Source organism: Candidatus Nitrosocosmicus sp. FF01 (assembly GCF_047711275.1).
Classification (GTDB): domain Archaea; phylum Thermoproteota; class Nitrososphaeria; order Nitrososphaerales; family Nitrososphaeraceae; genus Nitrosocosmicus.
On sequence record NZ_JBLNIG010000005.1, the window covers coordinates 95,273 to 117,631 of the forward strand.

Consider the following 22,359-nt stretch of genomic DNA (forward strand, 5'->3'; position numbering starts at 1 on the left):
CATGTTAAAGTGCAATTTATTGTTTCACTTGAGTTCATCAATAATTATAGTGTAAGTTAATTTATAAATTTTTTTTAAAAAAGATAGAAATGTGATTGGAAATGCTTCTTATCACTCCCATCTATTCTGTAAAAATTATTTACCTTGTCAAGTTCTGGCTGAGGGATTTTTTCTTATAGTGCTTTTTAATTCTGACATGTTCAAATAAAGATCATATGCCTGGGCGGCGGTAAAATTTTCATGCACTATTGCCCTGACTGCTTTAATCATCGCGATTGGGTTATCTGATTGCCAAATATTTCTGCCCATATCCACACCTGACGCACCATCTCGCATGGCATCAGAAGTTAGCTGGAGCGCATCTCGTTCGGCTAGTTTTTTCCCCCCTGCAATTATTACAGGGACGGGACATCCTTCAACAACCTTCGTAAAATCAACACAATGATAAGTTTTTACAACATGCGCTCCTAGTTCGGCTGCGATCCTACATGCCAGTCCTAAATATCTCGCATCTCTTGCCATTTCCTTCCCTACAGCAGTTACTGCTAATACTGGAATTCCGCATTTTTCGCCTTCGTTTACCAACTTTGATAAATTTTTTAGTGTCTGATACTCGTATTTACTTCCTACAAAAATTGATAGGGCCAAACATGAAGCGTTGAGCCTTATTGCTTCATCTATGGATGTGGTAATAGTTTCTTTGGATAAGTCTTCTCCTACAATACTTGATCCCCCAGAGACTCGCAGTACAATAGGTGTATTACTCTCTGCAGAAACCGACGATCGAAGTACTCCTCTTGTTAGCATCAATGAGTCTGCTAAATTTAAAAGTGGCCTAATTGTTTCTCTTGGATTTTCTAATTTTTCTGTAGGTCCAAGAAAATATCCGTGATCAACGGCGAGCATAACACACCGTGCATTATCTGGCTTTATTATTCGTGAAAATCTGTTTTTCATTCCCCAGTCCATTGCAAATACCTATCTGTTGTAGTTTATTGAAAAGCTATAAAAATTTTCACAAATTTCATTCGGTTGTTATAATGATCTTCATTGAATCATTTGCCACGTGGGCACATTGAAATGCCTTTTCAGAATCAACCAAACTAAATTTATGGGTAATCAAAGGTTCCAAATTTATTATCCCATTTTCCATCAAACTAATGGCCTGGTGGATCTCCTTTTCTGATGTTGCATAACTGGGAATAATCTTTAATTCTTTGGAATATATCATATTTAGATCTATTACGGACTGATTGTCTTTGGGCGGGACGCCAAATAGTGAAATCGTTCCCCCCCGGCGTGTGGTTTCAAGTGCTTGGACAAACGCCGATATACTGCTGGTACAAATAATAGACTTGTCAACTCCATCCTTACCAACAATAGATGTTAATCTTTTTTTCAGATAATCTTTGTCCGATCCCTTGACGTTAATCGTAGTAATTGTGGAATCAATTTTCTTTGCAAAATCTAACCTAAAGTCGTTAATGTCCACTACTATTATTTGTGAAACTCCTGAGCACTTTAACAAAATTAAATGCATTAATCCCGTGGGCCCAGCTCCAAATATCGTCACATTATCCGCTTTTTTCATATTGATCTTGTCTATAGAACGTAAACAACAAGCAACCGGTTCTATGAGCGCAGCCTGTTCGTAAGCGATTGAATCTGGAATCTTGGCCACACCGCCCCTAGATACATTCCATTCTGGAATCAAAATAAATTCCGATAAACCACAGGGTTCAATGTTGCTTCTTTGATACATTTCACACATTGTATAATCTCCATTATTACAGAACTTACATCCATAACATGGCACGTGATGATGAACAAAAATCCTGTCTCCCTTTTTAAAATCAGTAATTGCCTTCCCCAACTTAACTATCTCTCCGACTGGTTCATGACCAATTCTTGAGGATTTCATTCCGTAACTCCCAAAGACTTTTTCTAAATCCGATCCACATATACCACAGGCTTTCATTTTGATTAGTATTTCATTCTTGCCAACTTTTGGCAAGACTATTTCCTTTATCACAATCTTGCTTTTATTTAGAATGGCAGCTTTCATAGATGAATGTTGAATGCACGTTTATTAAAGTTGTATTACTTTGAATACTTTTTAGGTTTTTTTTGAAAAATCCTTTTGCACCCTTCGCAACAAAAATAAATTTTTTTATCATTAAATTCCAATACTGTAGCAAGTTCCTCACTTAGCTCAATTCCACATACAGGATCCACTGGCACAATTCAAAAAAAAAGATACATAGATATTTAATATTTCCTAAAATTTATTTTGCGAATATGGATCCAATGGCCTAGATTTAATCTTTAGGTCAACGATATTTAACCATCATTTAATTTATGAAGAGTAATCTAGAACGTATAATGTCTTGTCCAATAATCGAAATTTATTGTTACAAATGCAATAGCAAAATCAAACACATGATAAACGTCAAACCAATAAGGGACGTTTTGAGAAATACTATGAATAGGTGCTCAAATTGTGGCATCGAATTGAATCCGACAGATTTTATAATTGAATTAGAAAAGCAATAGATTTATTGAATTTAGAGCCATGCGAGATAGTTATAAATTCGTAGACTAATTTATCTATCTCGTGTCGTTTGATAAAAAAAAATTCATTTCAGGTTACGCTACATCATCTGGAACGACTAATTTTAGAAATTTGGCAATAAACAAGGGTGTCCATAATTCACATTTCAAACTTGTGGAGGACATGTATCTTTCATCCCTGGGTATGGGAACATACTTGGGAAACTTATCTTCACATGACGACATGAATCTAGAGTCCTCAATTTATCATAGTGTAAAGGAAGGCTCCATTAATGTTATTGATACCGCCCTCAATTACCGGTCTATGCTCTCTGAGAAAAGTATTGGCCGTGCAATACGCAAATTAATAGATGATGAAGTAGCACATAGAGATGAACTCTTTGTTTGTACAAAGAACGGATATTTTACAAATGACGGGGACTTTGCTAGTGTTGATTTGAACGAGTATCTAAGATTAATGTACCTTGACAAGAATATCATCAATCCCGATGACATAAGTTCCTCTTATAATATTATGAATCCCACCTACATATCTAATTGTATAGATCGGTCATTGTGCAATATGGGTCTTGATACTATTGATTTGGTATATATCCATAACTCATTTGAGAGTTGGTTTAATGAGGTTGATAGGCCAACATACTTAGAAATGCTTTATAGTGTTTTTGAGGTGTATGAGAGATATCGAAGAAGTAGGAAGATACGTTATTATGGTATGGCAACGTGGGATTGCTTTACAGCACAGGAAAATAGCGCAAATTACTTGTCTCTGAACGAAGTAATAAAAATCGCAAATGACGTAGGAGGTGATGATAACGGTTTTAAATTCATTCAATTACCATACAACTCGTTTATGACCGAACCTTATACGTTACTGAACCACAAAATCGATGAGCATTCTCAAAATGTATCAATTTTAGAGGCGGCCAAACACCATGACATACATGTGTTTACGAGCATCCCATTATTTCAGGGCAAATTGCTTAGTTTAAAAATAGATGGTGAACCATTAGTCAATTTGCCCTTTGAATCCACCAGATTGCTCCAATTTGTACGTTCTACACCTGGAATTGTGGCACCTCTTGTGGGTCAGAAATCAATGGAACATACCGATCAAAACATTGTGATCTCAAAGTACCCTCCGTTAACCCACGAAGAATTCAAACATGTATTGGGCCTATTTGAGTCTTTAAGAAAACAGTATAATTAGGCTATAATCTTGTGGGTTGTGTGTTGAATTTAGTCTAAAAGTCTGGCTCAGAGCTATACGATTTAGATTTTTGGCCGCTTCTGCTATCGCTGTTAGTTGTGGCCTAGCATTGACTGTCTGCTTAAACCCACTGGAGTTTAGTGTTTTAAATGCAATTCTGATATACTTGGGAGTTTTTTGTCTTCACAGTAGCGTAGATTTGCTCAACGATTACTTTGATTTTAAGAGAGGAATTGATTTAAGGACAAAGAAAACAAAATTTAGTGGAGGTACTGGTGTACTTCCAGAGGGATTGTTATCTCCTACCAGAGTTTATTTAGCTGGTATCGTTTTCCTACTTATAGGATTAATGATAGGAGGATTTTTTGTATTCTCAAAAGGATACATTATTGGATTAATTCTTTTATTTGCTGCGATCTCTATATTACTTTATTCTACAAAACTAGTGAATCTGGGTTTAGGTGAGTTATTTGTCGGAATTAAGGGAATGTTAATAGTTGTAGGAACATATTATGTTCAAACTTCTATGTTAGCAGTTGAGGCAGCTGTTTTAGGCGCGGTAGTGGGTCTTCTCTCATCAACGGTTTTATATGTTAATTCCATTCCCGATATAAAACCTGATAGGGAAGGAGGAAGAAGGACACTGGCCATCCTGTTAGATAGGTACGGCGGCAAAGAGAAGTTATATTTTCTCACTGGGTTGTTCGTTTTGATATATTTTACTGCAGCCATCTTTTTCATGCAACTTGCTAATGATTTTACGATTTTGCTCCTACCGGCTATTTTTTTATTACCCTTAGTAGTGAAAATTTTGGGCGGCTTCAAAAATTATTTCAATGAATCCAATGATGTCGGGGATTTGGATTACGTAAAGATAATGGGCAATACTGTCTTGTTTTCCAGACTATTTGGGATAGCGTTGATATTGGGAATCACATTTGTCATACTTTTTAGACTGAATACCACATGAATAGTATATGATTAGGATACAGTGTTCGGACAAAGAAAAGTTGGATTTTATTTGTAATCTTTTGAATAAATCAGAACAGCAACTGCCTATTTTTCAAGAATATTATTTTTTTGATACTCTCTTATCAACCCAAGATTTTGCTAGTAATTTGTACAATAATGCTGAAACAAAATTTCCAGTATTCATACTAAGTGCATCTCAAACTGGAGGTAGAGGACGACGAGGATCGAGTTGGGCTTCTCCACGGGGTGGAGTTTGGATGTCCATGATGTTTGAGAGCGAATTGGAAACAAGCGAATTGTTCACTTTCTTGATATTGGCTGCTCTTATCGTATCTGAAGCAGTAGAATCTCAAGTTGGGATAACTCCCCAAATTAAATGGCCAAATGATCTTCTAATTGGGGGAAGAAAATTTGCTGGAATTCTAATGGATACCGATGTAGAAACAGGCAAGTTAACCAAGGTGACAATTGGGATAGGGATTAACTCAAATAACGATCTTGAAATAACAAGAAATCAGATTTTAGACAAATCTACATTAAAACCCGCCATAACAACTTTAAGGTCTGCTTTTGACGGTCAACAAATTAATAATTTTGAGTTGGTATCATTCATTTTGCACAAATTCAGCAATCTTGTACCTAAATTAAATTCAAAATTGTTTAGAGATGAGTTAAGATATTTATTCAAGCGAAAAATCGAAGATTCGGCATCGACTTTAAGCTATAGATTTAAGACCAAAAACAATGAATTTGCTGGTGAGATCGTCCTGGTTAATGATGATGGGTCTATATTGGTGAGAAATTTAGACGAACCACGTAGTAACCCTTTGGTCAGGATTGATTCAGTTTTTGATACTAGCATGGGCTAAATTTCATATTCAATTTTACGTGTCTGGAATCAAATTTCTTTGTGCTTAGGACCCTATCATTCCAGGCATTTTTATGGGGGACCTAAATTGCTTGTCAACACTTATTCCTTCTGCTGTAACTACCTTCACACTATTTAGACTTGCACCTTGAGGAGGGGAAAGTATTATTGTTTGACCTGGTTTTATCGTTTGTAAGTTTTCTATTATATCTCGATTATTATCATATATGACAACGATATCATTTAGTGGCAACTTGCCATTATTTTTTAACACAACTCTTGAATTGACCAAGAGTGATTCGGGATCTCGTAAGGCATCAACTTCTAAAGAGTAATCTTTGAAAGGAACAGAAATGAGCACATTGTAAAGTACTACTATCGTTACGACTACTACCGAACAAATAAGTAATAGTTCAAGCTTTTTTATCTTCAATACTATTATTTAATATAACTATTTTGTAAAAAAGGGTTTTCATTTGTCATACTATTTGAATATAATCGCTTAGATTTAGTACATTCTGTTAACTGGCACTATTAATTTATAAAATTTTACGCATTCCTAATAAATTGAAGAATCTGATAGGTTTAAATAGGATTTAGTTTCAGTGAATAATACATCGACCAAACCGAAGGGGAACATGCTTAACAGGCTGATATGATTATTAGCCTGTTAAGCAATTAATTTTGTTAATGTCAATTTGGCAGAAATTTAAAAGAATTAATCATTTGATTAGCAGTGTTTTCGTACGAGCCGTATTTGTCCGTTGAAGCCTTGTACGTCAATACATACAAACTCTCATAATTAGAAATTACAATTTGCATTGCCTTTCTATTTTGTAACTTGCTGTCAGTTGCAGTAAAAATTATTTTACTTGCTTTTTTTCCATCTATAGTTGTAGGTGTATTAGATTCCAATTTGAAATCCTTATGTTCTGACTGTATTTGAGAAATCAATTCCTCTGCTGCCGAAACCGTGGAAATGTTTTTACCTGGAGTTGGTATTGTTTTTACTACCAATCCAGCCGGATTACTCACAGAATTGACATCTTTGGGGGCGATAAAAATAACTTCATTATTCAATTTAACTGACCTTTCCCAGTTATTTGGATATTGTATCTCAAAATTGTGTTTGTTATCTGTATAGGTAAGCATGGTTAGGGACTCTCCACCAAATAAAGATCCAAAAACTACTGGATTATTATTATTAAATCCTATAAGAATAATTGGAATAATGATTCCGGTTAATAAACATAATAGAACTAATTTGTGATTACTAATTTTAGACATATCATAATATGTACTTACCATAATATCAAATTTCGCGTTCTAAAGAATTAACTAAAGAAAGCTCTAAGGCTTAAAAAAAGAATGAACTTACTTTGATCTCGAAATAGAAACCTCTATTGTAGAGACATTTCTTGGTTTATCATCTTCAGTACCCGTTAAAGTATCTGAGCCTAATTTTACACTTTCAACTCTATAACCCAACGTGTTCATCCTCTTGACAATAATCTGAGCCACATCTACCGCCCTTGTAATACTCTTTCCTCGAGCTTTGATCACAACCGTTGGTTCATTTGCCAGTTGAACTAGTGTTGCTGTTACATACGTCATTAGTGGTTTTTTGCCTATGAATATTTCGTTGCTCTTCCTGTTTCCTGTTTCGTATTTGCTATGTGACATGAAATATATTGCATAACTCAATAATATAATGGTATATTATTTGTTCCAATCCTCCAACATCTCCAAAATTCTTTGAGGATTTTTTTGTGCCTTTTCAACTAATTCCTTTTCAGTAACTTCATAACAATTGATCAACTCATTTTCATCTTTAAAAAACAAAAATAGTGAATTTTCAAATAAGATGGGATACAAATTTTCTGTAATCATCAACTCCGGTTTGATTTTTATCTTATTATCTTCATCAATAAGTATAGGAGATTCAGACATTGCTATTTTCAAATATACTATGTGTTGAAAAAAATATTACTATGAGAATAAAATTGTAAAAGCAATGTTCACACTTTCTCAATTAGGGTCTATTTGTTGACAAAAATTAATTCACCAATCATCTTTATGACAAAACCAATCCCTCCGACTGCTCCGATAGCTAATAGAACTAACCTTAAATGTGTAAAATAGTCATCTTTGCTGGTTTTTTTTGCTAATTTTAATGTTTGAAATATCTCCATAATTCTTCTTTGAACGGTAGTGCCGATTGATGATAACAACTAATTTCTAATGACTAAAAATCATTAATATAATTTTAATATTTCTAATTCAAAACTGATACAATAAGAGTAAAATATTATCCTAGACATATCCTTGAGGAGCACTCTGGATGGAGTACACAGGCTCTTTATCTGTACGCTGCATTTCAACAAAAGTTTCTGTAGCTTGTATCCCATTAATCTTTCCAATCCTTTCTATGACCACTTTGTGCAGTTCCTCTAACGTTCTAGCATAAACAGATAGGATTATGTCAAATCGTCCCGTGACTTCAATTAATGATCTTACTTCTGGGATTTGCATTAGTTCATTGTGAATAGGTTCCTTGAGTTTTGGATCCCTATTGATTCCTACCGTTGCCTTAATATTAATACCAAGTTGCGATTCATTTATTATAACAGTAAACTTTCTTATGAGCTCTCTTTTCATCAGTCGCTTTATTCGACTATACAAAACGGATGAGTTTATATTCAATTTCTTGCTCAACTGGGGTATAGAAATACTTGCGTCTTTAGTTAATTCTGATAAAATTTTCATATCTAATTCATCAAATCTTTGCAAGATTAACTCAACTTTATAATTATTGGCTACATTAATAAATGTAATTAAATTATTTACCTAAAATGATTATTTAATTATAAAATCTGGGGATTATTTGGTTCAGAATATTAGTAAATATTATATTGTTATGGACCGGTAATTCTAATTATGTTCGGGATGTCAAAGTTAAAAGCAGGTAGTTTTGTATTTGTAGTCAAAAGGGATGATACATCCAATTATGTAGTCATAGGCAGGATCGTTTCTGATGCTGACAAGGTCTATAGGATTAGGGGTACATTTATTCGACCTATAGGTTTGATAGAACGAATTAAAGCTGGTAGGGCTCAAGGCAAGCCAATAGATGCATTAAACAATCCTGATCCTAATAACTGCATTTTCTTTATAATAGATAGATTAGATACGGGAAATTTTGATGAGGTAGTTGATCCTCGAGTAGATAAAATAATACCCATAAATGAAAATAGGTATTTCGTTTTGGATGGTTGGATAAAAGAGAGCATGCCTGAGCTATTTAGCAATTACTTTAATTCAATATCTGAAGATGAAAAGGCTGAGGCGCGTAGTATTCTGATTAACCGGATGAATTCTCTTATGTCACAAGAACTAAAAGAACATGTTTATGCCGTAGCACGCAGTTCTCAAATTTTATAAAGTTTTATATTATGGACATATCAAATTTTTCTTATCATGGAATATGTATATGCTGCTTTATTATTACATAAACTAAAGCAAGATATCAATGAAGATAATGTAAAAAGTGTAATAAAATCCACAGGTGTCGAGCCTGATGATGTTAGAATTAAATCCTTAGTCGCAGCTTTGAGTGAAGTTAACATAGAAGATGCATTAAAAGCCGCTCCAATAGCAGCAGCCGCAGCCGCCCCTGCCGGTGCCGCAGCAGGTACAGCCCCAGCCGCAGCTCCAAAAGAGGAAGAGAAAAAGGACGAGAAAAAAGAGGAAGAAGCACTCGAAGGTTTGTCTTCTCTTTTCGGCTAAATCTTTTTATTTTTTTACAATTAAATCATTTTCAGTAATATTAGTATCATAATAAGATATTTTCAGTGTTATATTTTCCTCAGAATAGACAATTCATGTATTGATTAAATTGTAAAGCGGATATTATAAAATTATAAAATTTCTTTAAGAAATTAATTAGTTCTGAGGTGAGTAACCTTTGGAACTTAGCTGCTGGGAGAGGCTTCCTGCAACTGCATTAGCCTTTGCTAATACTAATTGAACACTTTCAGTGGAAAGATATCCTGCCTCAACTGCCAGTGACAAACCATGCTGTTTAGCTTTTACCAACAATAAGGGTGTTGACTCCTTTGTAAAGTAAACTGCCTCTACGGAGAGAGATAAAGCTTCTTGGAATGATTTTATTAACTCATCTACATAATCTTGGACTACTATCTTGAGATCTTTTTCCTTAAATTCTAGTCCTTCTGCAATCGCGTAGTTAACTGACACGCCCGCTTCAATGGGTTTGACATCTAGTTTGCTTAATAAAGCTGCCAATTTTTGAGATATTACGTCACCTGGTTTTGCAACTATAGTATCCTTTGAAACCCAAATTGTGCCCTGATCAATTTTTGTAGGCACGTTTGATTCTTTGAATTCTGACAAAACCGGACCAGGATTTATTCCTGTGTTACCTGCGGGTATGACTAACTCATTTGGTGCTATATCGCCCCCCTTTGCTGCCATAAAAATCTTATTTTTGTCAAATGTCAGGTTCAATTTGAATGGACTCAAATTTGTAAACATGAGAGCACATTGCCCCTCCAATTCTTTATTTAGAAATTCCAAACCCTTTACATCATTAAATATCTGTTCAAATGCCCTTTGAGCCACTTTATTTTTGATCGTCAAAATTTTTATCTCATTTTTAAACTTCTTTCTAATTGCCATGAGTTGAGCAGATCTTACTTTGGTCATTCGACACAAGGCTATTACACTGTAGGATTTTGCCAGGTTTTGTAAATTCTCATACAAAGCAACCTTTCTTTCTGGATATGATGTTCGACCTAACTTGTTGATTACAGCGGTTTGACTCATTACTATTATCCCTACCGATTACTTCCCAAGGGTACTTGCTTTTAATGCTTTACCCATAGTGAATTTAATTATTGCATTTTTGAAATTCTTGTCTCCCTGAGGAAGTTTTTTTTCAACGGAGGCTATTACAGCACTTGCATTGGCTGCTAGCTGCTCATCTGTCATTGACTCGTCTCCTATTTTTGTGGACATATTTAATTGATTTTTTGATCGTATTCTTGTTGACGATCTCAATCTTGATGCAATGTTTTCTATTGGAGCTCCGTAGGGAACAGGTGTAGGCATTTTACCTTTTGGACCCAAAAACTGACCTAATGAACGACCTACAGATGACATTAAAGTAGCATCTGCTAGGAAAAAATCATAAGAACGAACAATTTTTCTGGCTTCTCTCCTGTTGGTCCCTATTCTATCTAAAGTTTCAGGTTCCATCACTTGATCAACACCTGCTTTCTTTGCTCGTAACCCCATGTCTCCTGTTGCAAGCATACAGAGTGAAGCTCCATCCTTGGAAGGATTAGGTAAAACCACAATCTCGTTTAGGCTAAAACCTTTTTTTACATCGATATCTCTTAGTACCAAAGTTAATTCAGCTGACTGAGCAAAATTTCTTTTTGGAGTGGCTTCTCTTGCCTTTTTAACAAGCTCCTTTAATTGATCATTGTTAAACATTAGTATATGCTTTAAACTCGTAAAGGCCATTTAAAATCGTTTTTACGTCAAATAGTATTCTGTGGCTGTCAATAGAATGAAAAAATCTTTTTATTCATTTTGAAGAGGAGATGATATTTATGAGTACCTCTATGATCATGATAGACTCCTCCAATTTGTGTACAAAATATCACTTTAATTTAACAGATGTTAAATAGAATCGTAGGCTCCAAACATCCAGAGGTAGCCTAATAACTGAATCCTTCCACATTTGCAAGTCGAGTCTACAACTTACTAATCTTGTTTATATAACTTATCAAGCGCTTATCTAGAAAATCAAACTGGAAATCTGTTAAAGATCCTCTTCTATATGTATTGAAGATATCCCTTCTGAGGTTTTCCAACTTGATTATACTTTCTGTTTTATCACCTACATCAGCATCTTCAATTGCCTTGTTTGTTACTTGGATTAGCTTGTTGAATTTTCTTCTCTGACCTCCTTTGAAAAACCATCCTAATAATACAGAAGACATTCCTGTAATACCTCCTATTAGAAAGATATACTGCTCCGTTGACAAAGTTGGTCTAAAATGCGCAATAATATTTCCGTATTCAGATGCCCTAAATTCAATCGGATTTGAGGAACCAAAGACTAGTCCAGACCAAGAATCAAACGAAAACCCTCTCTCTGGAACAGCTTTGCAGGTTGCTTCTACGTTAGTCGGAACTGTAGTTGTATTTTGATTAAGGTTTTTAACTCCATTGCATTCTATGAATCCAGAATTATCGGGTCGGGTTTCAAACCCTATCCTTACTATACTATCATCAGTTTCTCCATCAATTAGAGATAGAGTGTTGGAAGCAGTATTGGTAACGTATGTCAAATTGGTGATTGGATTAACTGCAATGAAACTAGCTATGAGTGGAAACTTGATGTTTGTGGGTAGTGCATAAGGATACTCTGCTCGCTCAGTTATAGAAGATGGGTTAACCTCAATATCCTTAACCTTCTTGAAATTTGATTCATTTATTATACTAACAGAGTTGGAGGCTATATTACTAACATATAATTTACCTAGAATTGGATTTACTTTCAATCCTACCGGGGACTTTCCCACAGGCAGATTAGATATAACTGTGTCATCACTGCCGTTGATTATAGAGATCGAATCAGACCCGTAATTGGAAACATAAATTAGATTTTTTTTCTCATTTATATCAATACCAGCTGGTGCCCTTTGTACATTGATGTTTTTTATGAAACTATTATTGTCTTCGTTGATAACGGTTAATGTTGAATTAGCAATGTTTGAAACGTATATCTTATTTGATAGCGGATTAACTGCAATTCCATAGGGGGCATTTATCCCATTTATTGTCCTAATTACTTCATTTGTAATTCCATCAATTACTGAAATAGAATTCGAATCAATGTTAGTAACATATACCCAACTGCTTGACGGATCAACTGAAACCTGAACTGGGGATCTTCCTACTGTGATATTGTCGATTACCGAGTCCGTGGAACCATCAATTACAGTTATATCTTCAGAACCTCTATTTGTTACATAAATTCTATTGTTAAATTGATTTGTATCAACACTATATGGAAAAATACCCGTAGGAATAGTCTTGATTAACTTGTCTGTCTTTGCGTCAAAGACCGAAACAGTATTGGAATACTGATTTGCAACATATATCTTATTCGTAAATGGATTAAATGTAATCCCTACTGGATAACTTCCCGTACTAAAACCGGAAATAAATTTTCGTTCGGTTTCTTGTCCGTCAACAGTGCTAAATGAAAAACCAAAAAAATCTTCGTGATCGTTGTGAAAAATTTTTGGTAAGAGGCTACCCTCGATAAAGATGAAAAAATCGGTGCTCGATAATGAGTTTATTAAGATCAATAGAACAAGTGCTACGGATACAGCGAAAAACAACCTCACACTCTGACTATTATTTTATCGATTATAATTTTTTGGTATGATTTGATTTGTTCCAGGAAATAATTATGTAAGAATTTTACTAATAAAATTTCCTTAACAAATATATCTCAAATTCCTTTATATATAAAAGTCAAGTATAATTGGTACTACAAGGATTTCCAACAATCTTATCTACAGCCTCTATTGGATTACTATTAATATTTTCGGTGTCTGACAACTTTCTCGTTTTGTCCTATGAGGTAACTGATCAAAATAATGAAGGCGTATTTAGTTCCCTGAGCCGAAATTTCGATAAAACATTGGAGGAAATAAATAGTGACGATAAAAGCCAAAGCTCAGAGCATCAAGATAGTCCTTCTAATACAGCCAATACCGACGACGACTCAGAGCATCAAGATAGTCCTTCTAATACAGCCAATACCGACGACGATCTCTTACAACAAAATTCTACATTGGCAGCTGAGTCTCAAAATTCAACAGATATTGCAGAATTAGAAGATATCAAACTAGAGACGCCTTTAATCTAAATAACGCTCCTTCTCTCTCTGGATTTGGTCATGACTGTCGAAGTTGAAACCTATAATACAAACTTGAATAAATATTGAAAGTATTCAAACTGGCTCTTAGTTGTCGCAAAGAAAATCATTTAGAATATTGCCAGAAAAAAGATAGATAAATCACTATGCCACTATGTCTGCTACAGCATCTCCTCCAGATGTTCTATTGGTAGAGGTAGCTCCTCTATCTTCCCCATCAATCAGTGGGAGCCCTTTCTCAGCAAGCACTTCATCTAATAACTTTGTGTCGTAAATTCCTGATAGGTTTGGTCTTTCCTTCCCTTTTTCAATAAACCCAAGGTCATATGCGTCATTGGCACTCTTGTACAGTGTTAGTTTTAGTGGATCATAAGTTATTTCCAAATTTGAATATGCATTACTAAGTACTTGTGGATCAATTTTTTGACCTGTTATTCTATCGAGCTGAGTGTTAAACTCCTTAACGGCATCTGTCATATCCTTGTTTATCCACAATGTTTCGTCTACATGTGCTTGAAGTAACCTTTTGATCACATCAGGGTTATCTCTTAAATAGTCTGTCCTAACGATGATGTTGCCAGTAACAAATTTACCATTAGGCCACAAATCTCTTTCATCAAGAAATACTTTACCATCAGCTTCCTGAACCAACCTAGTTGCCCATGGTTCAGGTACCCATGCACCATCAATTTCTCCCTTAAGGAAAACTGTTAGAATATCAGCGTTTGCTATTGGAAGAAGTGTTACATTCCCGCCTTTGTCAACCGTGTTAAAACCATTTTCTACCAAGTATTTTCTTAATGCCACATCCTGAGTGTTACCTAATTGTGGTGAAGCAAACTTTTTCCCGCCTAAATCACTGACTGAATTTATACCCGAGTCGTTTCTTACAACGAACGAAGCACCACCGCTTGAAGCTCCTGATATTACTCTAACGTCTTCTCCATTTGAAAGTAAATATCCATTAATTGCTGGATTGGGGCCTATATAGGTTACATCTATTCTATCTGCTAGCAACGACTCTATGGCAGATGGACCTGCGTTAAATCTAACGGTTTCAACACTCACATTTTCTCCTAAAGTTTTTTGAAAATCGCCATTATTTAGTCCAATCACTGCTTGCGAATGAGTAATATTTGGAAAATATCCTATTCTAAGTGTCTTTTGAGAATTTGCTGCAGTTTGTGCACCTGCTACGGAAATAGGTGCAGAAATTAAAGTTGCTGCAGTTATAATCATTACAATTGCAACTGAAAGAGATCTTCTTTTATGTTGATGATCTCTAGAACCTTTGAAAAGTGATTCTTTAAATTTTTGATTCATTGCTTACCAATGTCATAAAGTTATTTATTATTCATTTTCAATGTGCAATTTTTCATGAAACTATGTAATTTAGGCACATAAATTGTAATAGGGAAAATTATACAAATGTCCACTGCCACTTTAATCAGATGACTTAAAAGAAATTTCGGATCCTCGTTTTATGAGTTTATTTAGGGTCATAGCTATGTGTAAATAATTGGAACATTGTTAAAATAACCAGTTCAAGGTGTTACAAAAGGACATTCAGAGGTATTGCAGATTATTGATAATTAGCAAAAAAGTATACAGATCTTAAAAAATTAGCTTTTTATGGTTTGCAATCCTTTTTCACTTAACACCTCGTTTAATAAAGTGAAATCATATAACTTTTGTAGATCTCCATCCCAATTTACCCCTTTCTTAATATATCCAAATTCGTCTGTGTCATCGGCAATCTTTAAGAGGGAATCAGAAAGAGGATCGGTGGTGAATTCAATTCTCGACAAAGCTTCAGCCAATTGAACATCTGGAAAAGTCTTACCAGTTAAATTTTTTAAACTTTGATTGAAGGCTGACGTAAGAGCAGACACATTCTTCTCATCAGCTTTGGTATCATTAGATTGAAGTAATTTTTCATTAATCCACAATGTTTCGTCTACATGTGCTTGAAGTAACCTTTTGATCACATCAGGGTTATCTCTTAAATAGTCTGTCCTAACGATGATGTTGCCAGTAACAAATTTACCATTAGGCCACAAATCTCTTTCATCCACAAGAATTTTTCCATTTGATTGTTGTTTTAGAATAGTTGTAATGGGTTCGGGAACCCAGGCGCCATCTATGCTCTTACTTCTGAAATTGGGATATTATATCACCAGGATTTAGTGCTACTACCGTAACATCTCCTCCATTTTCAACCGTGTTAAAACCATTATCAACCAAGTATTTTCTTAATGCCACATCCTGAGTGTTACCTAATTGTGGTGAAGCAAACTTTTTCCCGCCTAAATCACTGACTGAATTTATACCCGAGTCGTTTCTTACAACGAACGAAGCACCACCGCTTGATACGCCGGAAATAATTCGTAATTCTTCTGGACCAGATAGAATTAATCCATCGATTATAGAATTAGGTCGCTACATAAGCCACATCTACCTGTACCTGAATATAAGGCATCTACAACCGAAGGGTTAGAATAAAAAACGCGAGCGTTTATGGTGAAATTACTGTTTTCGTCCGAGTTATTTATTGCAGTGCTAAAATTTCCTGTTCCGATTCCTATAATTGCTTGAGCGTGATTAACATTAGGAAAATATCCAAGACTTAAGGAATTTGATTCCGAATCACTGTCGTGTCCAGTCAGTGGGTCTGTATTTGAGTTTAGACCAGAAAAGACTGACCAATTAATACTAGAATTTGATGATACTATTACTGCAAGAATTATGGCAAAAGAAATACTTAATTTTACTTTAGAATCCATGGAATATTTGATCTGGCCCACCTACTATCTATTAGTAATTTGAAATAGGCAAAAAATGTTGAATGCATGAAAATTTTGCATACCCAGATTCCCTGATTGACATGGTCGGTGGTTTTCAACGTAGAGCTTGATTCGACGGGTGCCCCATCAGTCAACTTATTTGTTCTCTATATCCTGCTCCTGTCTCAACCCCCACTTTTCTCTGACCTTATCTTCTAATTTAGCAAATATTACCTTATCGAATATCATTCCTAAAGCAAAAATGGTGATCATGGATGCGATTATCTGATCCATTAGTTGAAATTCCCTTCCTATCAATAATATGTGTCCTATTCCTATAGACGCGGCCATTAGGATTTCAGCTCCCACGAGAGCGTGCCATGCAAAAGACCAAGCTTGTTTGATCCCTATTATCAATGCGGGTGTGGCTGCTGGGATCATCAAATACCTAAATAAAGAAAAACCCTTGGCTCCCATGTTTCGTGCGGCCTTTAGATAAATGGGGGGTATATTTCTTATGCCGCTATATGCTGACATCATGACTGAAAATACGGAACTCATAATAACTACAAATAAAATTCCTATGTCATTTAGACCAATAAGCAGTATGGCAAAAGGTACCCAAGCAACACTAGGAAATGACTGCAGTCCTATTGCGAATGAGCTCATTGTTTTACCAAACCCAGTAAACTTTACCATTGCAAGTCCCACACCAACACCAATGGCAATAGATGCTGCAAATCCAATCAATAGTCTATAAAGTGTAATTCCAATACTTACTAACAATGTATTGTCTTGAATAAGACCATAGAATGATTCTGCCACCATTATGGGTGAAGGTAACGATACCTTGGGCCAAAATCCACTTAAATAAGCTATTTGCCAAATACCTATAAAAACGGCTATAAATAAAATAGTGTTAGAGATCTCCTCTATTTTGACTCTGCTTCTTACAGAACTCTTCTTTTTCTGTCTACTTTTTTCAACCGAAATGAAATCCGATTCTTCTATTACGTTGGGTCCAACCGCAGGATCAACCTTGTCCTTAAAATCATGGTCATTGTTGTCCGCAGAGTGTGCATTCAAGGAAATCTTTAATACTAGTAGATCGCCCGTATATCAATTTTGTTCGATTATTAAATAAAACTCCTACCTCTGATCACATTTGCTCCTAAGTCAATAAAATACAGTCATCGAATGGGCATTAATATATACTTTGAAAATATTTTCGATTTCCTAGATTGATTTGTTACCACTATTGAAACCACTATAGTTTAGCTTTCTGATACGTTTGTTAAACGTCTGCAATAAACAATAAAAGACTTAAACTTAATAATTCGAAAATAACTTCTCTCAGTGAGTTCAGGTAAAAGTCATTTGACTGTCAAAAAATTCTATCAAAAATATAGAGATTATATATTATTTAATAAAGATATAATAATTTCTGGAATTTTTGCTTTTTTTGGCGGGGCAGCTTTTACCCAATTTTATTCATATTTGGACAGTAACAGCTTTTCAAACTCAATTGTCACCCTCGCTATTGAATATTGTATTTATTTACCGATTTTTGGCTTTCTCTTTTATTCTGATAATAAACCTAGATATTTTGATCCCATAACAGGAGAAAAGGATTTTAATGTAATAAAAAGTGACATAAAGAAATTAATAACAGCTTTTACTATTTCAGAAATTGTATTTTCTGTTTCAAAGGTCTTGATACATTATGAATTACTGTCTTTTGAATTAGTGGAGCCCTACCAAGCATCTATGATTGCTTCGCTCTCTGCTTGGGCGATCTTTCTCTTTGTCATAAATTTGAGTGTGCGTTCAGTTCACCTCTTTAAATCAAAATGACCTTTAAAATGCTATAGTCACCTATTCAAATGTTCAATACCAATTGGATTCAGTTAAGAAATTGACTCATTTAGTTCCTATTTTACCATGTTGATTAGTTATCAATATTAGATGTATCAATTTACTCTAGACTAATGAGAGTGGGGGCAGGAACTGTATTTTTTGATGACGCAAGAGGATTGCAAAGATGTTTAAATTCTGTGGCGCCATATGTTGATCTAATAATAGCAATAGATGGCAGGTTTAAAGATTTTGATGAATTTTATGATATTAGTATTGATGGCTCAAAGGAAGTAGTTGAATCCTTTCCTAATGCAAAATATTATTGTTTTCCTAATCTTACAGAAATAGAGAAAAGAAACAAATATTTGGAAATTGCACATTCCTATGGATTAGATTTCTTAATAGTAATAGATTCTGATGAATATGCTAGATTTGATGGCAATATCTTTAGAAACAATCTAGAAAAAATAATATTTCAAAAGGAATATTCCGAATTCGGTTTGGATTCATCTCCTGAGGTTTATGGTATCAAAATGTTTGACCAACAATTTGAAAGACAGGACGTTACGGTTGAAAGGTATAATGAGAGACTATTTTATAAACCGGGGAGACTTCGTTATTCCTCAATTCATAGTAATTTAATTGATGTCCGTAACACAAGTAGAAATTTTACAACCGCTAAATACACATCAGAGATTGAGGGGATAACTCTTTATAATGATGATAAATTACGCACTACTGAATATATCCTAAAGAGCAGAAGATACCAACAATACTTATTTGGATCAGAAAGGATAGAAAGAAAAAGGATTGTAGGCTATGAGACACTAAAGTACAAATAGGATCAATATATTGGCTTTACTACAACAGCTCAAAAGTAGGTCCTAACTTCCATAATAATTGATTTTCGAGATGACAAACAACCTCGCGCGTATTCAAAGTAATTTTCTTATGATTTTGTGATTAAAATAAATCAATTATGTTTGGTCTTTATTCGGTCAAGCAATAATCTTGCTTGGGTGGCGCTCTTCTCTTTATCTTTGATCTCCAGCATTATATCAAAATCCAAACCTTTTGTATTGGAAATAAATTTCTCAAACAAGTCATGGTTCAGAGTGTTAGAATGCTTACCCTTTCTAGAATTTGGTTCTTGATGACTGTAGTCTACCATTAAGATTCCATCTTCTCTATTCCAGGTTTGGGCTGCTAATTTAATAGCATCACCGACCTGAATTTGACCTAAACATTCGTTATGTAAAGTATCAAAAATTACTGGAATGTCGATTTCCTTGTTAATTCTTAAGCAATCCATTAAATCAAACCGAAAGTCATCGTTTTCGATGACTAATCTCGACTTAATCTTGTTGGAAAGTGAGGTCGTATATGTTTTAATGAATCTTTTGATTGATTCTTCTTTGTTTTGGTAAACACCACCGACATGAATCTGAATTTTTGCTGTACTACCCAAACCAAGTTCATCCAAAAAACCTGATTGATAATCTAATTCCTTTATACTATTATCAATTATCGAAGGATTTGGTGAATTAATTAAGACAAATTGATCCGGATGCATCGTAATCCTAATATCGTTTTCCTTGATTAGATGCCCTAACTGATTAAGCTGTTTTGAAAAGATATCTTTCCATTGAAATTGAAAAATCGGGTGAGACGCGAAAGGAATAATATCTGAGCTTATCCTGAAAAAATAAAGTCCATGATCGATATTGTAGCAGAGGATTTCATGTAGACAATTCAAGTTGTATTCGATACATTCTTTAACTTTGGCTTCTGAATACGACCGCAACCTGAATGTCGAAATCGACTTTTTGCCGATAGACTGATTAATACAGGGATATCCGATTTTCATAGTTCAAAAAAATTGTCAAAGTGAGGCTGTAGATATGTTTTTGACTAGACATTAATGTTTTTTTATTTACAATCATAATTGTTTGAGAACCATTGGTGATGAGGGGTTAATTCTTGCTTTCATATGTTCCGGAGTTGTGAATGGAAATACTCTGGTGATGATTATATGAAGACACTTTTTTACCATTTTAATAATATATTTAATACTTGTATAATTTGCCATACAGATTGATTGAGTCAGTATTTTGTTCATGAGGTTCTTTTGATCAGTCCATTAGCTCCAGCGTGTTAGTTTCGTGTTTTTTGAATATCCATGTTCTTTTGGCTCAAACATGTCATGAACCAAATTAAGATTTATGTTACCATCAACTAATACATCATGCAAATTTATTATGACACTCATTATCTGCTTGGCATCACCCTATCCAATAAATGTCGAAATTATTCATCTTTACTTTATCAAATAATAGAAACATTATTTGTTTAATATACATCTAGCTTAATTTGTCGTTCTGTAAAACATATCGACCTTGACCCTTTAAGTTTCAGAAATTCTGGATAACAAATTCTGCCATACCTCAGAATGTCTTGTTTGCGAATTCGATTGATTTTTGAATTCATTTTGAAAATTACCTCTGTAACAAAAAGATGCATTTATTTCAGTTTTACGTTAACAGACGTTCAAAAATTTTGAATTAAATTGCATCGTGGCAAACATTGGAATCTCAAATTCAGCGAGGCATGGTTGAAAAATAACTAACTAATGTTCCATTCAATACAAAGAAAATCTCCTTAATCTACCTCAAATGAAATATTATGATCATGTTAGTGCGAGAATATCCATACGTAGGAGGAGGTTTTTGTGCATGACCATATTCTGACTTTACAATAACAACAAAAACTTAGTCTCTTTTGACAAAACAAAGGAATACGGGCCCGAAGGGCTTCGATCCCTCGACTTCCGGCTTTCTTCCAGACTTGGAATAATGATAGAAGGCAGGCGCTCTATCCATGCTGAGCTACGGACCCTCACCAAAATTTGAATCCGAGTTCCTTATAAAATTGTTCGGTATATGAGATTATCTGTCAACAAAAATAAAAAAAACACTAGGCCAATTCCAATGGATGATATCTAAAAATTGAGACATCCTCATTATACTGTAGTTTCCACAGATAGCTCGATTAAAGATAAAATTTTTGTTGATCTGAAAATAGATGAAAGAGCAGGAAACTGGTATTTGAATTTAGATATCCAATCGAAATACAAGGTGTGGAATACGGTCACTTCTTTGGACAATGTATTCAATTACTATGGAATTAATTGGACGCAGGATAAAACAACTGAAATTTTCCTAACGGTAAAGGTATTATATGAGTACCAAAAGCGAAACCTAGAGTGTTGAGTTTGATACAAGCTTTTTTAACCAGATACCTAAATGTAGGCTTTTGGAGAAAAAAAAGTCAGGAGTAACTCAGATGCTTGAACTAAGGTCTAATATTGCAATTCAGCCGAACAAGATTCTAGACTTGATCTAGAAGTCGTTAAAATTGTGGTTAAGGTAGTAAATAACCCAATTCAAACGTTTGCAGGAATATAGTTATTTGACATACTAGGATTTTGCTCTATATTGAAAAACTTGAAGAGATACACGGAATGTTAAGCGGAAAAATGATAAAATCAACAGGAGAGGAGTTTGCGCAGGAACTCGATGTCAATGGCAATGAATCGCGCGGATTGTCAGATAATACCCACTAGAGTGTTTTTTGCATAAACATAATTAGCAAATATATTAAAAATGCATATTATCCTCAATGCCTTAATTCTTATTTAAATGGAATAATAGTATTATTATATACATGGGCGCTCTTATTACTTCTTATTTAATAAGGATAGTGATACATGTATCACAAGACTACTAATAATTAACCATATATATTCTATACATAGATCAATTTGTTTATATACAACTGTTGGATCAGGTATGCGTTTACCTCCATTACGAGCTTTTCTTCCACGAAAGGCTGAGCCCGCTTATTCGGACCTAGAGATTTAACGAAACACTGTAATTGCTTAACTTTGTTGATTATCGGGGGTCTTGAACTGAATCACAGTATATGAGAGCATGAAACTTATATTGTAGATAATTTACTGAACCAAGTTGTCCTACTAAAAGTTGCCATGCTAATTCACCAAATAACCCACCAAGAAACCCGGAATTTTTATTGAGAAAGTTAATATCTACTGTAATCT

At 34.5% G+C, this 22,359-nt stretch carries 27 protein-coding genes; 9 read left to right on the forward strand and 18 right to left on the reverse strand.

Features of this window, described 5'->3' with window-relative positions; genetic code table 11:
* Nucleotides 1–147: 147 nt before the first annotated feature.
* The 3 genes from lsrF to ACMT7R_RS14255 are packed head-to-tail and all read right to left on the reverse strand — an operon-like array spanning nt 148 to nt 2,241.
* Nucleotides 148–969: a 3-hydroxy-5-phosphonooxypentane-2,4-dione thiolase gene (lsrF, locus tag ACMT7R_RS14245; RefSeq protein WP_415312619.1), complete on the reverse strand. Its 822-nt coding sequence runs from the start codon at nt 967–969 to the stop codon at nt 148–150.
* A 55-nt stretch (nt 970–1,024) separates the two neighbouring features.
* The gene (locus ACMT7R_RS14250) at nt 1,025–2,065 is read right to left on the reverse strand and encodes an alcohol dehydrogenase catalytic domain-containing protein (RefSeq protein ID WP_415312620.1); all 1,041 of its coding nucleotides are present in this window, start codon (nt 2,063–2,065) and stop codon (nt 1,025–1,027) included.
* 35 nt (nt 2,066–2,100) lie between these two features.
* Nucleotides 2,101–2,241 carry a YHS domain-containing protein gene (locus tag ACMT7R_RS14255; RefSeq protein WP_415312621.1) on the reverse strand — a complete coding sequence of 47 codons (141 nt, stop codon included), beginning with the start codon at nt 2,239–2,241 and terminating at the stop codon, nt 2,101–2,103.
* Nucleotides 2,242–2,614: 373 nt separating this feature from the next.
* Between ACMT7R_RS14255 and ACMT7R_RS14260 the strand changes: the two genes are divergently transcribed.
* From ACMT7R_RS14260 to ACMT7R_RS14270, 3 genes are all read left to right on the forward strand, one after another.
* Nucleotides 2,615–3,781, forward strand: a complete 1,167-nt coding sequence (locus ACMT7R_RS14260; RefSeq protein ID WP_415312622.1) for an aldo/keto reductase — start codon at nt 2,615–2,617, stop codon at nt 3,779–3,781.
* A 70-nt stretch (nt 3,782–3,851) separates the two neighbouring features.
* The gene (locus tag ACMT7R_RS14265; protein ID WP_415312623.1) at nt 3,852–4,751 is read left to right on the forward strand and encodes a prenyltransferase; all 900 of its coding nucleotides are present in this window, start codon (nt 3,852–3,854) and stop codon (nt 4,749–4,751) included.
* 7 nt (nt 4,752–4,758) lie between these two features.
* Nucleotides 4,759–5,622 carry a biotin--[acetyl-CoA-carboxylase] ligase gene (locus ACMT7R_RS14270; RefSeq protein ID WP_415312624.1) on the forward strand — a complete coding sequence of 288 codons (864 nt, stop codon included), beginning with the start codon at nt 4,759–4,761 and terminating at the stop codon, nt 5,620–5,622.
* Nucleotides 5,623–5,667: 45 nt separating this feature from the next.
* Here the strand turns inward: ACMT7R_RS14270 and ACMT7R_RS14275 are convergent, their stop codons facing one another.
* From ACMT7R_RS14275 to ACMT7R_RS14300, 6 genes are all read right to left on the reverse strand, one after another.
* Nucleotides 5,668–6,054 carry a hypothetical protein gene (locus tag ACMT7R_RS14275; RefSeq protein ID WP_415312625.1) on the reverse strand — a complete coding sequence of 129 codons (387 nt, stop codon included), beginning with the start codon at nt 6,052–6,054 and terminating at the stop codon, nt 5,668–5,670.
* Between the two features lie 260 nt (nt 6,055–6,314).
* Complete coding sequence (locus ACMT7R_RS14280; RefSeq protein WP_415312626.1) at nt 6,315–6,908, reverse strand: PsbP-related protein; 594 nt, start codon at nt 6,906–6,908, stop codon at nt 6,315–6,317.
* Between the two features lie 87 nt (nt 6,909–6,995).
* Nucleotides 6,996–7,304 carry a DNA-binding protein gene (locus ACMT7R_RS14285; RefSeq protein WP_415312627.1) on the reverse strand — a complete coding sequence of 103 codons (309 nt, stop codon included), beginning with the start codon at nt 7,302–7,304 and terminating at the stop codon, nt 6,996–6,998.
* A gap of 36 nt (nt 7,305–7,340) precedes the next feature.
* Complete coding sequence (locus ACMT7R_RS14290) at nt 7,341–7,571, reverse strand: hypothetical protein (RefSeq protein WP_415312628.1); 231 nt, start codon at nt 7,569–7,571, stop codon at nt 7,341–7,343.
* Nucleotides 7,572–7,660: 89 nt separating this feature from the next.
* Nucleotides 7,661–7,852, reverse strand: coding sequence for a SecE/sec61-gamma family protein translocase subunit (locus ACMT7R_RS14295; RefSeq protein WP_415312629.1), 192 nt, complete (start codon nt 7,850–7,852; stop codon nt 7,661–7,663).
* Between the two features lie 82 nt (nt 7,853–7,934).
* Nucleotides 7,935–8,387, reverse strand: coding sequence for an Lrp/AsnC family transcriptional regulator (locus tag ACMT7R_RS14300; protein ID WP_415312655.1), 453 nt, complete (start codon nt 8,385–8,387; stop codon nt 7,935–7,937).
* A gap of 180 nt (nt 8,388–8,567) precedes the next feature.
* On the opposite strand from ACMT7R_RS14300, the gene ACMT7R_RS14305 reads away from it, so the two are divergent.
* Both ACMT7R_RS14305 and rpl12p read left to right on the forward strand, forming a co-directional pair.
* A complete protein-coding gene (locus tag ACMT7R_RS14305; protein WP_415312630.1) occupies nt 8,568–9,062 on the forward strand; it encodes a hypothetical protein in 495 nt (164 codons plus the stop codon).
* A gap of 36 nt (nt 9,063–9,098) precedes the next feature.
* Nucleotides 9,099–9,407, forward strand: a complete 309-nt coding sequence (rpl12p, locus tag ACMT7R_RS14310; RefSeq protein ID WP_415312631.1) for a 50S ribosomal protein P1 — start codon at nt 9,099–9,101, stop codon at nt 9,405–9,407.
* Between the two features lie 156 nt (nt 9,408–9,563).
* On the opposite strand, the gene rplJ is transcribed toward rpl12p, so the two are convergent.
* From rplJ to ACMT7R_RS14325, 3 genes are all read right to left on the reverse strand, one after another.
* Nucleotides 9,564–10,466 carry a 50S ribosomal protein L10 gene (gene rplJ / locus ACMT7R_RS14315; protein ID WP_415312632.1) on the reverse strand — a complete coding sequence of 301 codons (903 nt, stop codon included), beginning with the start codon at nt 10,464–10,466 and terminating at the stop codon, nt 9,564–9,566.
* Between the two features lie 18 nt (nt 10,467–10,484).
* Entirely contained in the window at nt 10,485–11,138 is a 654-nt protein-coding gene (locus tag ACMT7R_RS14320; protein ID WP_415312633.1) for a 50S ribosomal protein L1, read from the reverse strand.
* A 263-nt stretch (nt 11,139–11,401) separates the two neighbouring features.
* Nucleotides 11,402–13,066 (reverse strand): hypothetical protein, encoded by a 1,665-nt coding sequence (locus ACMT7R_RS14325; RefSeq protein ID WP_415312634.1) that lies wholly within the window; start codon nt 13,064–13,066, stop codon nt 11,402–11,404.
* A gap of 140 nt (nt 13,067–13,206) precedes the next feature.
* Here ACMT7R_RS14325 and ACMT7R_RS14330 point away from each other — a divergent pair, with 140 nt between their 5' ends.
* Nucleotides 13,207–13,593, forward strand: a complete 387-nt coding sequence (locus ACMT7R_RS14330; protein ID WP_415312635.1) for a hypothetical protein — start codon at nt 13,207–13,209, stop codon at nt 13,591–13,593.
* Between the two features lie 153 nt (nt 13,594–13,746).
* On the opposite strand, the gene ACMT7R_RS14335 is transcribed toward ACMT7R_RS14330, so the two are convergent.
* The 4 genes from ACMT7R_RS14335 to ACMT7R_RS14350 form a co-directional block, all read right to left on the reverse strand.
* A complete protein-coding gene (locus ACMT7R_RS14335) occupies nt 13,747–14,925 on the reverse strand; it encodes an ABC transporter substrate-binding protein (protein WP_415312636.1) in 1,179 nt (392 codons plus the stop codon).
* Between the two features lie 299 nt (nt 14,926–15,224).
* The gene (locus tag ACMT7R_RS14340; protein ID WP_415312656.1) at nt 15,225–15,746 is read right to left on the reverse strand and encodes an ABC transporter substrate-binding protein; all 522 of its coding nucleotides are present in this window, start codon (nt 15,744–15,746) and stop codon (nt 15,225–15,227) included.
* A 279-nt stretch (nt 15,747–16,025) separates the two neighbouring features.
* Entirely contained in the window at nt 16,026–16,385 is a 360-nt protein-coding gene (locus ACMT7R_RS14345) for a hypothetical protein (protein WP_415312637.1), read from the reverse strand.
* Nucleotides 16,386–16,541: 156 nt separating this feature from the next.
* On the reverse strand, nt 16,542–17,471 hold the full coding sequence (locus ACMT7R_RS14350) for an ABC transporter permease (RefSeq protein ID WP_415312638.1): 930 nt from the start codon (nt 17,469–17,471) through the stop codon (nt 16,542–16,544).
* A gap of 270 nt (nt 17,472–17,741) precedes the next feature.
* Here ACMT7R_RS14350 and ACMT7R_RS14355 point away from each other — a divergent pair, with 270 nt between their 5' ends.
* Both ACMT7R_RS14355 and ACMT7R_RS14360 read left to right on the forward strand, forming a co-directional pair.
* Nucleotides 17,742–18,239 carry a hypothetical protein gene (locus tag ACMT7R_RS14355; RefSeq protein WP_415312639.1) on the forward strand — a complete coding sequence of 166 codons (498 nt, stop codon included), beginning with the start codon at nt 17,742–17,744 and terminating at the stop codon, nt 18,237–18,239.
* Between the two features lie 134 nt (nt 18,240–18,373).
* Nucleotides 18,374–19,084: a hypothetical protein gene (locus ACMT7R_RS14360; protein ID WP_415312640.1), complete on the forward strand. Its 711-nt coding sequence runs from the start codon at nt 18,374–18,376 to the stop codon at nt 19,082–19,084.
* A gap of 131 nt (nt 19,085–19,215) precedes the next feature.
* Here the strand turns inward: ACMT7R_RS14360 and uvsE are convergent, their stop codons facing one another.
* Both uvsE and ACMT7R_RS14370 read right to left on the reverse strand, forming a co-directional pair.
* Nucleotides 19,216–20,109: a UV DNA damage repair endonuclease UvsE gene (gene uvsE / locus ACMT7R_RS14365; protein ID WP_415312641.1), complete on the reverse strand. Its 894-nt coding sequence runs from the start codon at nt 20,107–20,109 to the stop codon at nt 19,216–19,218.
* Nucleotides 20,110–20,382: 273 nt separating this feature from the next.
* On the reverse strand, nt 20,383–20,511 hold the full coding sequence (locus ACMT7R_RS14370; protein ID WP_415312642.1) for a hypothetical protein: 129 nt from the start codon (nt 20,509–20,511) through the stop codon (nt 20,383–20,385).
* A 736-nt stretch (nt 20,512–21,247) separates the two neighbouring features.
* Between ACMT7R_RS14370 and ACMT7R_RS14375 the strand changes: the two genes are divergently transcribed.
* Nucleotides 21,248–21,511: a hypothetical protein gene (locus ACMT7R_RS14375; protein ID WP_415312643.1), complete on the forward strand. Its 264-nt coding sequence runs from the start codon at nt 21,248–21,250 to the stop codon at nt 21,509–21,511.
* The last annotated feature ends 848 nt before the right edge of the window (nt 21,512–22,359 follow it).

Coding starts and splice junctions, on each gene's coding strand:
- uvsE (WP_415312641.1), bottom strand. CDS start 20,109: ATGAAAATCGGATATCCCTGTATTAATCAGTCTATCGGCAAAAAGTCG.
- rplJ (WP_415312632.1), bottom strand. CDS start 10,466: ATGAGTCAAACCGCTGTAATCAACAAGTTAGGTCGAACATCATATCCA.
- ACMT7R_RS14285 (WP_415312627.1), bottom strand. CDS start 7,304: ATGTCACATAGCAAATACGAAACAGGAAACAGGAAGAGCAACGAAATA.
- ACMT7R_RS14300 (WP_415312655.1), bottom strand. CDS start 8,387: ATGAAAATTTTATCAGAATTAACTAAAGACGCAAGTATTTCTATACCC.
- ACMT7R_RS14345 (WP_415312637.1), bottom strand. CDS start 16,385: ATGGATTCTAAAGTAAAATTAAGTATTTCTTTTGCCATAATTCTTGCA.
- lsrF (WP_415312619.1), bottom strand. CDS start 969: ATGGACTGGGGAATGAAAAACAGATTTTCACGAATAATAAAGCCAGAT.
- ACMT7R_RS14290 (WP_415312628.1), bottom strand. CDS start 7,571: ATGTCTGAATCTCCTATACTTATTGATGAAGATAATAAGATAAAAATC.
- ACMT7R_RS14280 (WP_415312626.1), bottom strand. CDS start 6,908: ATGTCTAAAATTAGTAATCACAAATTAGTTCTATTATGTTTATTAACC.
- ACMT7R_RS14335 (WP_415312636.1), bottom strand. CDS start 14,925: ATGAATCAAAAATTTAAAGAATCACTTTTCAAAGGTTCTAGAGATCAT.
- ACMT7R_RS14270 (WP_415312624.1), top strand. CDS start 4,759: ATGATTAGGATACAGTGTTCGGACAAAGAAAAGTTGGATTTTATTTGT.
- ACMT7R_RS14250 (WP_415312620.1), bottom strand. CDS start 2,065: ATGAAAGCTGCCATTCTAAATAAAAGCAAGATTGTGATAAAGGAAATA.
- rpl12p (WP_415312631.1), top strand. CDS start 9,099: ATGGAATATGTATATGCTGCTTTATTATTACATAAACTAAAGCAAGAT.
- ACMT7R_RS14360 (WP_415312640.1), top strand. CDS start 18,374: ATGAGAGTGGGGGCAGGAACTGTATTTTTTGATGACGCAAGAGGATTG.
- ACMT7R_RS14305 (WP_415312630.1), top strand. CDS start 8,568: ATGTCAAAGTTAAAAGCAGGTAGTTTTGTATTTGTAGTCAAAAGGGAT.
- ACMT7R_RS14370 (WP_415312642.1), bottom strand. CDS start 20,511: ATGAGTGTCATAATAAATTTGCATGATGTATTAGTTGATGGTAACATA.
- ACMT7R_RS14320 (WP_415312633.1), bottom strand. CDS start 11,138: ATGTTTAACAATGATCAATTAAAGGAGCTTGTTAAAAAGGCAAGAGAA.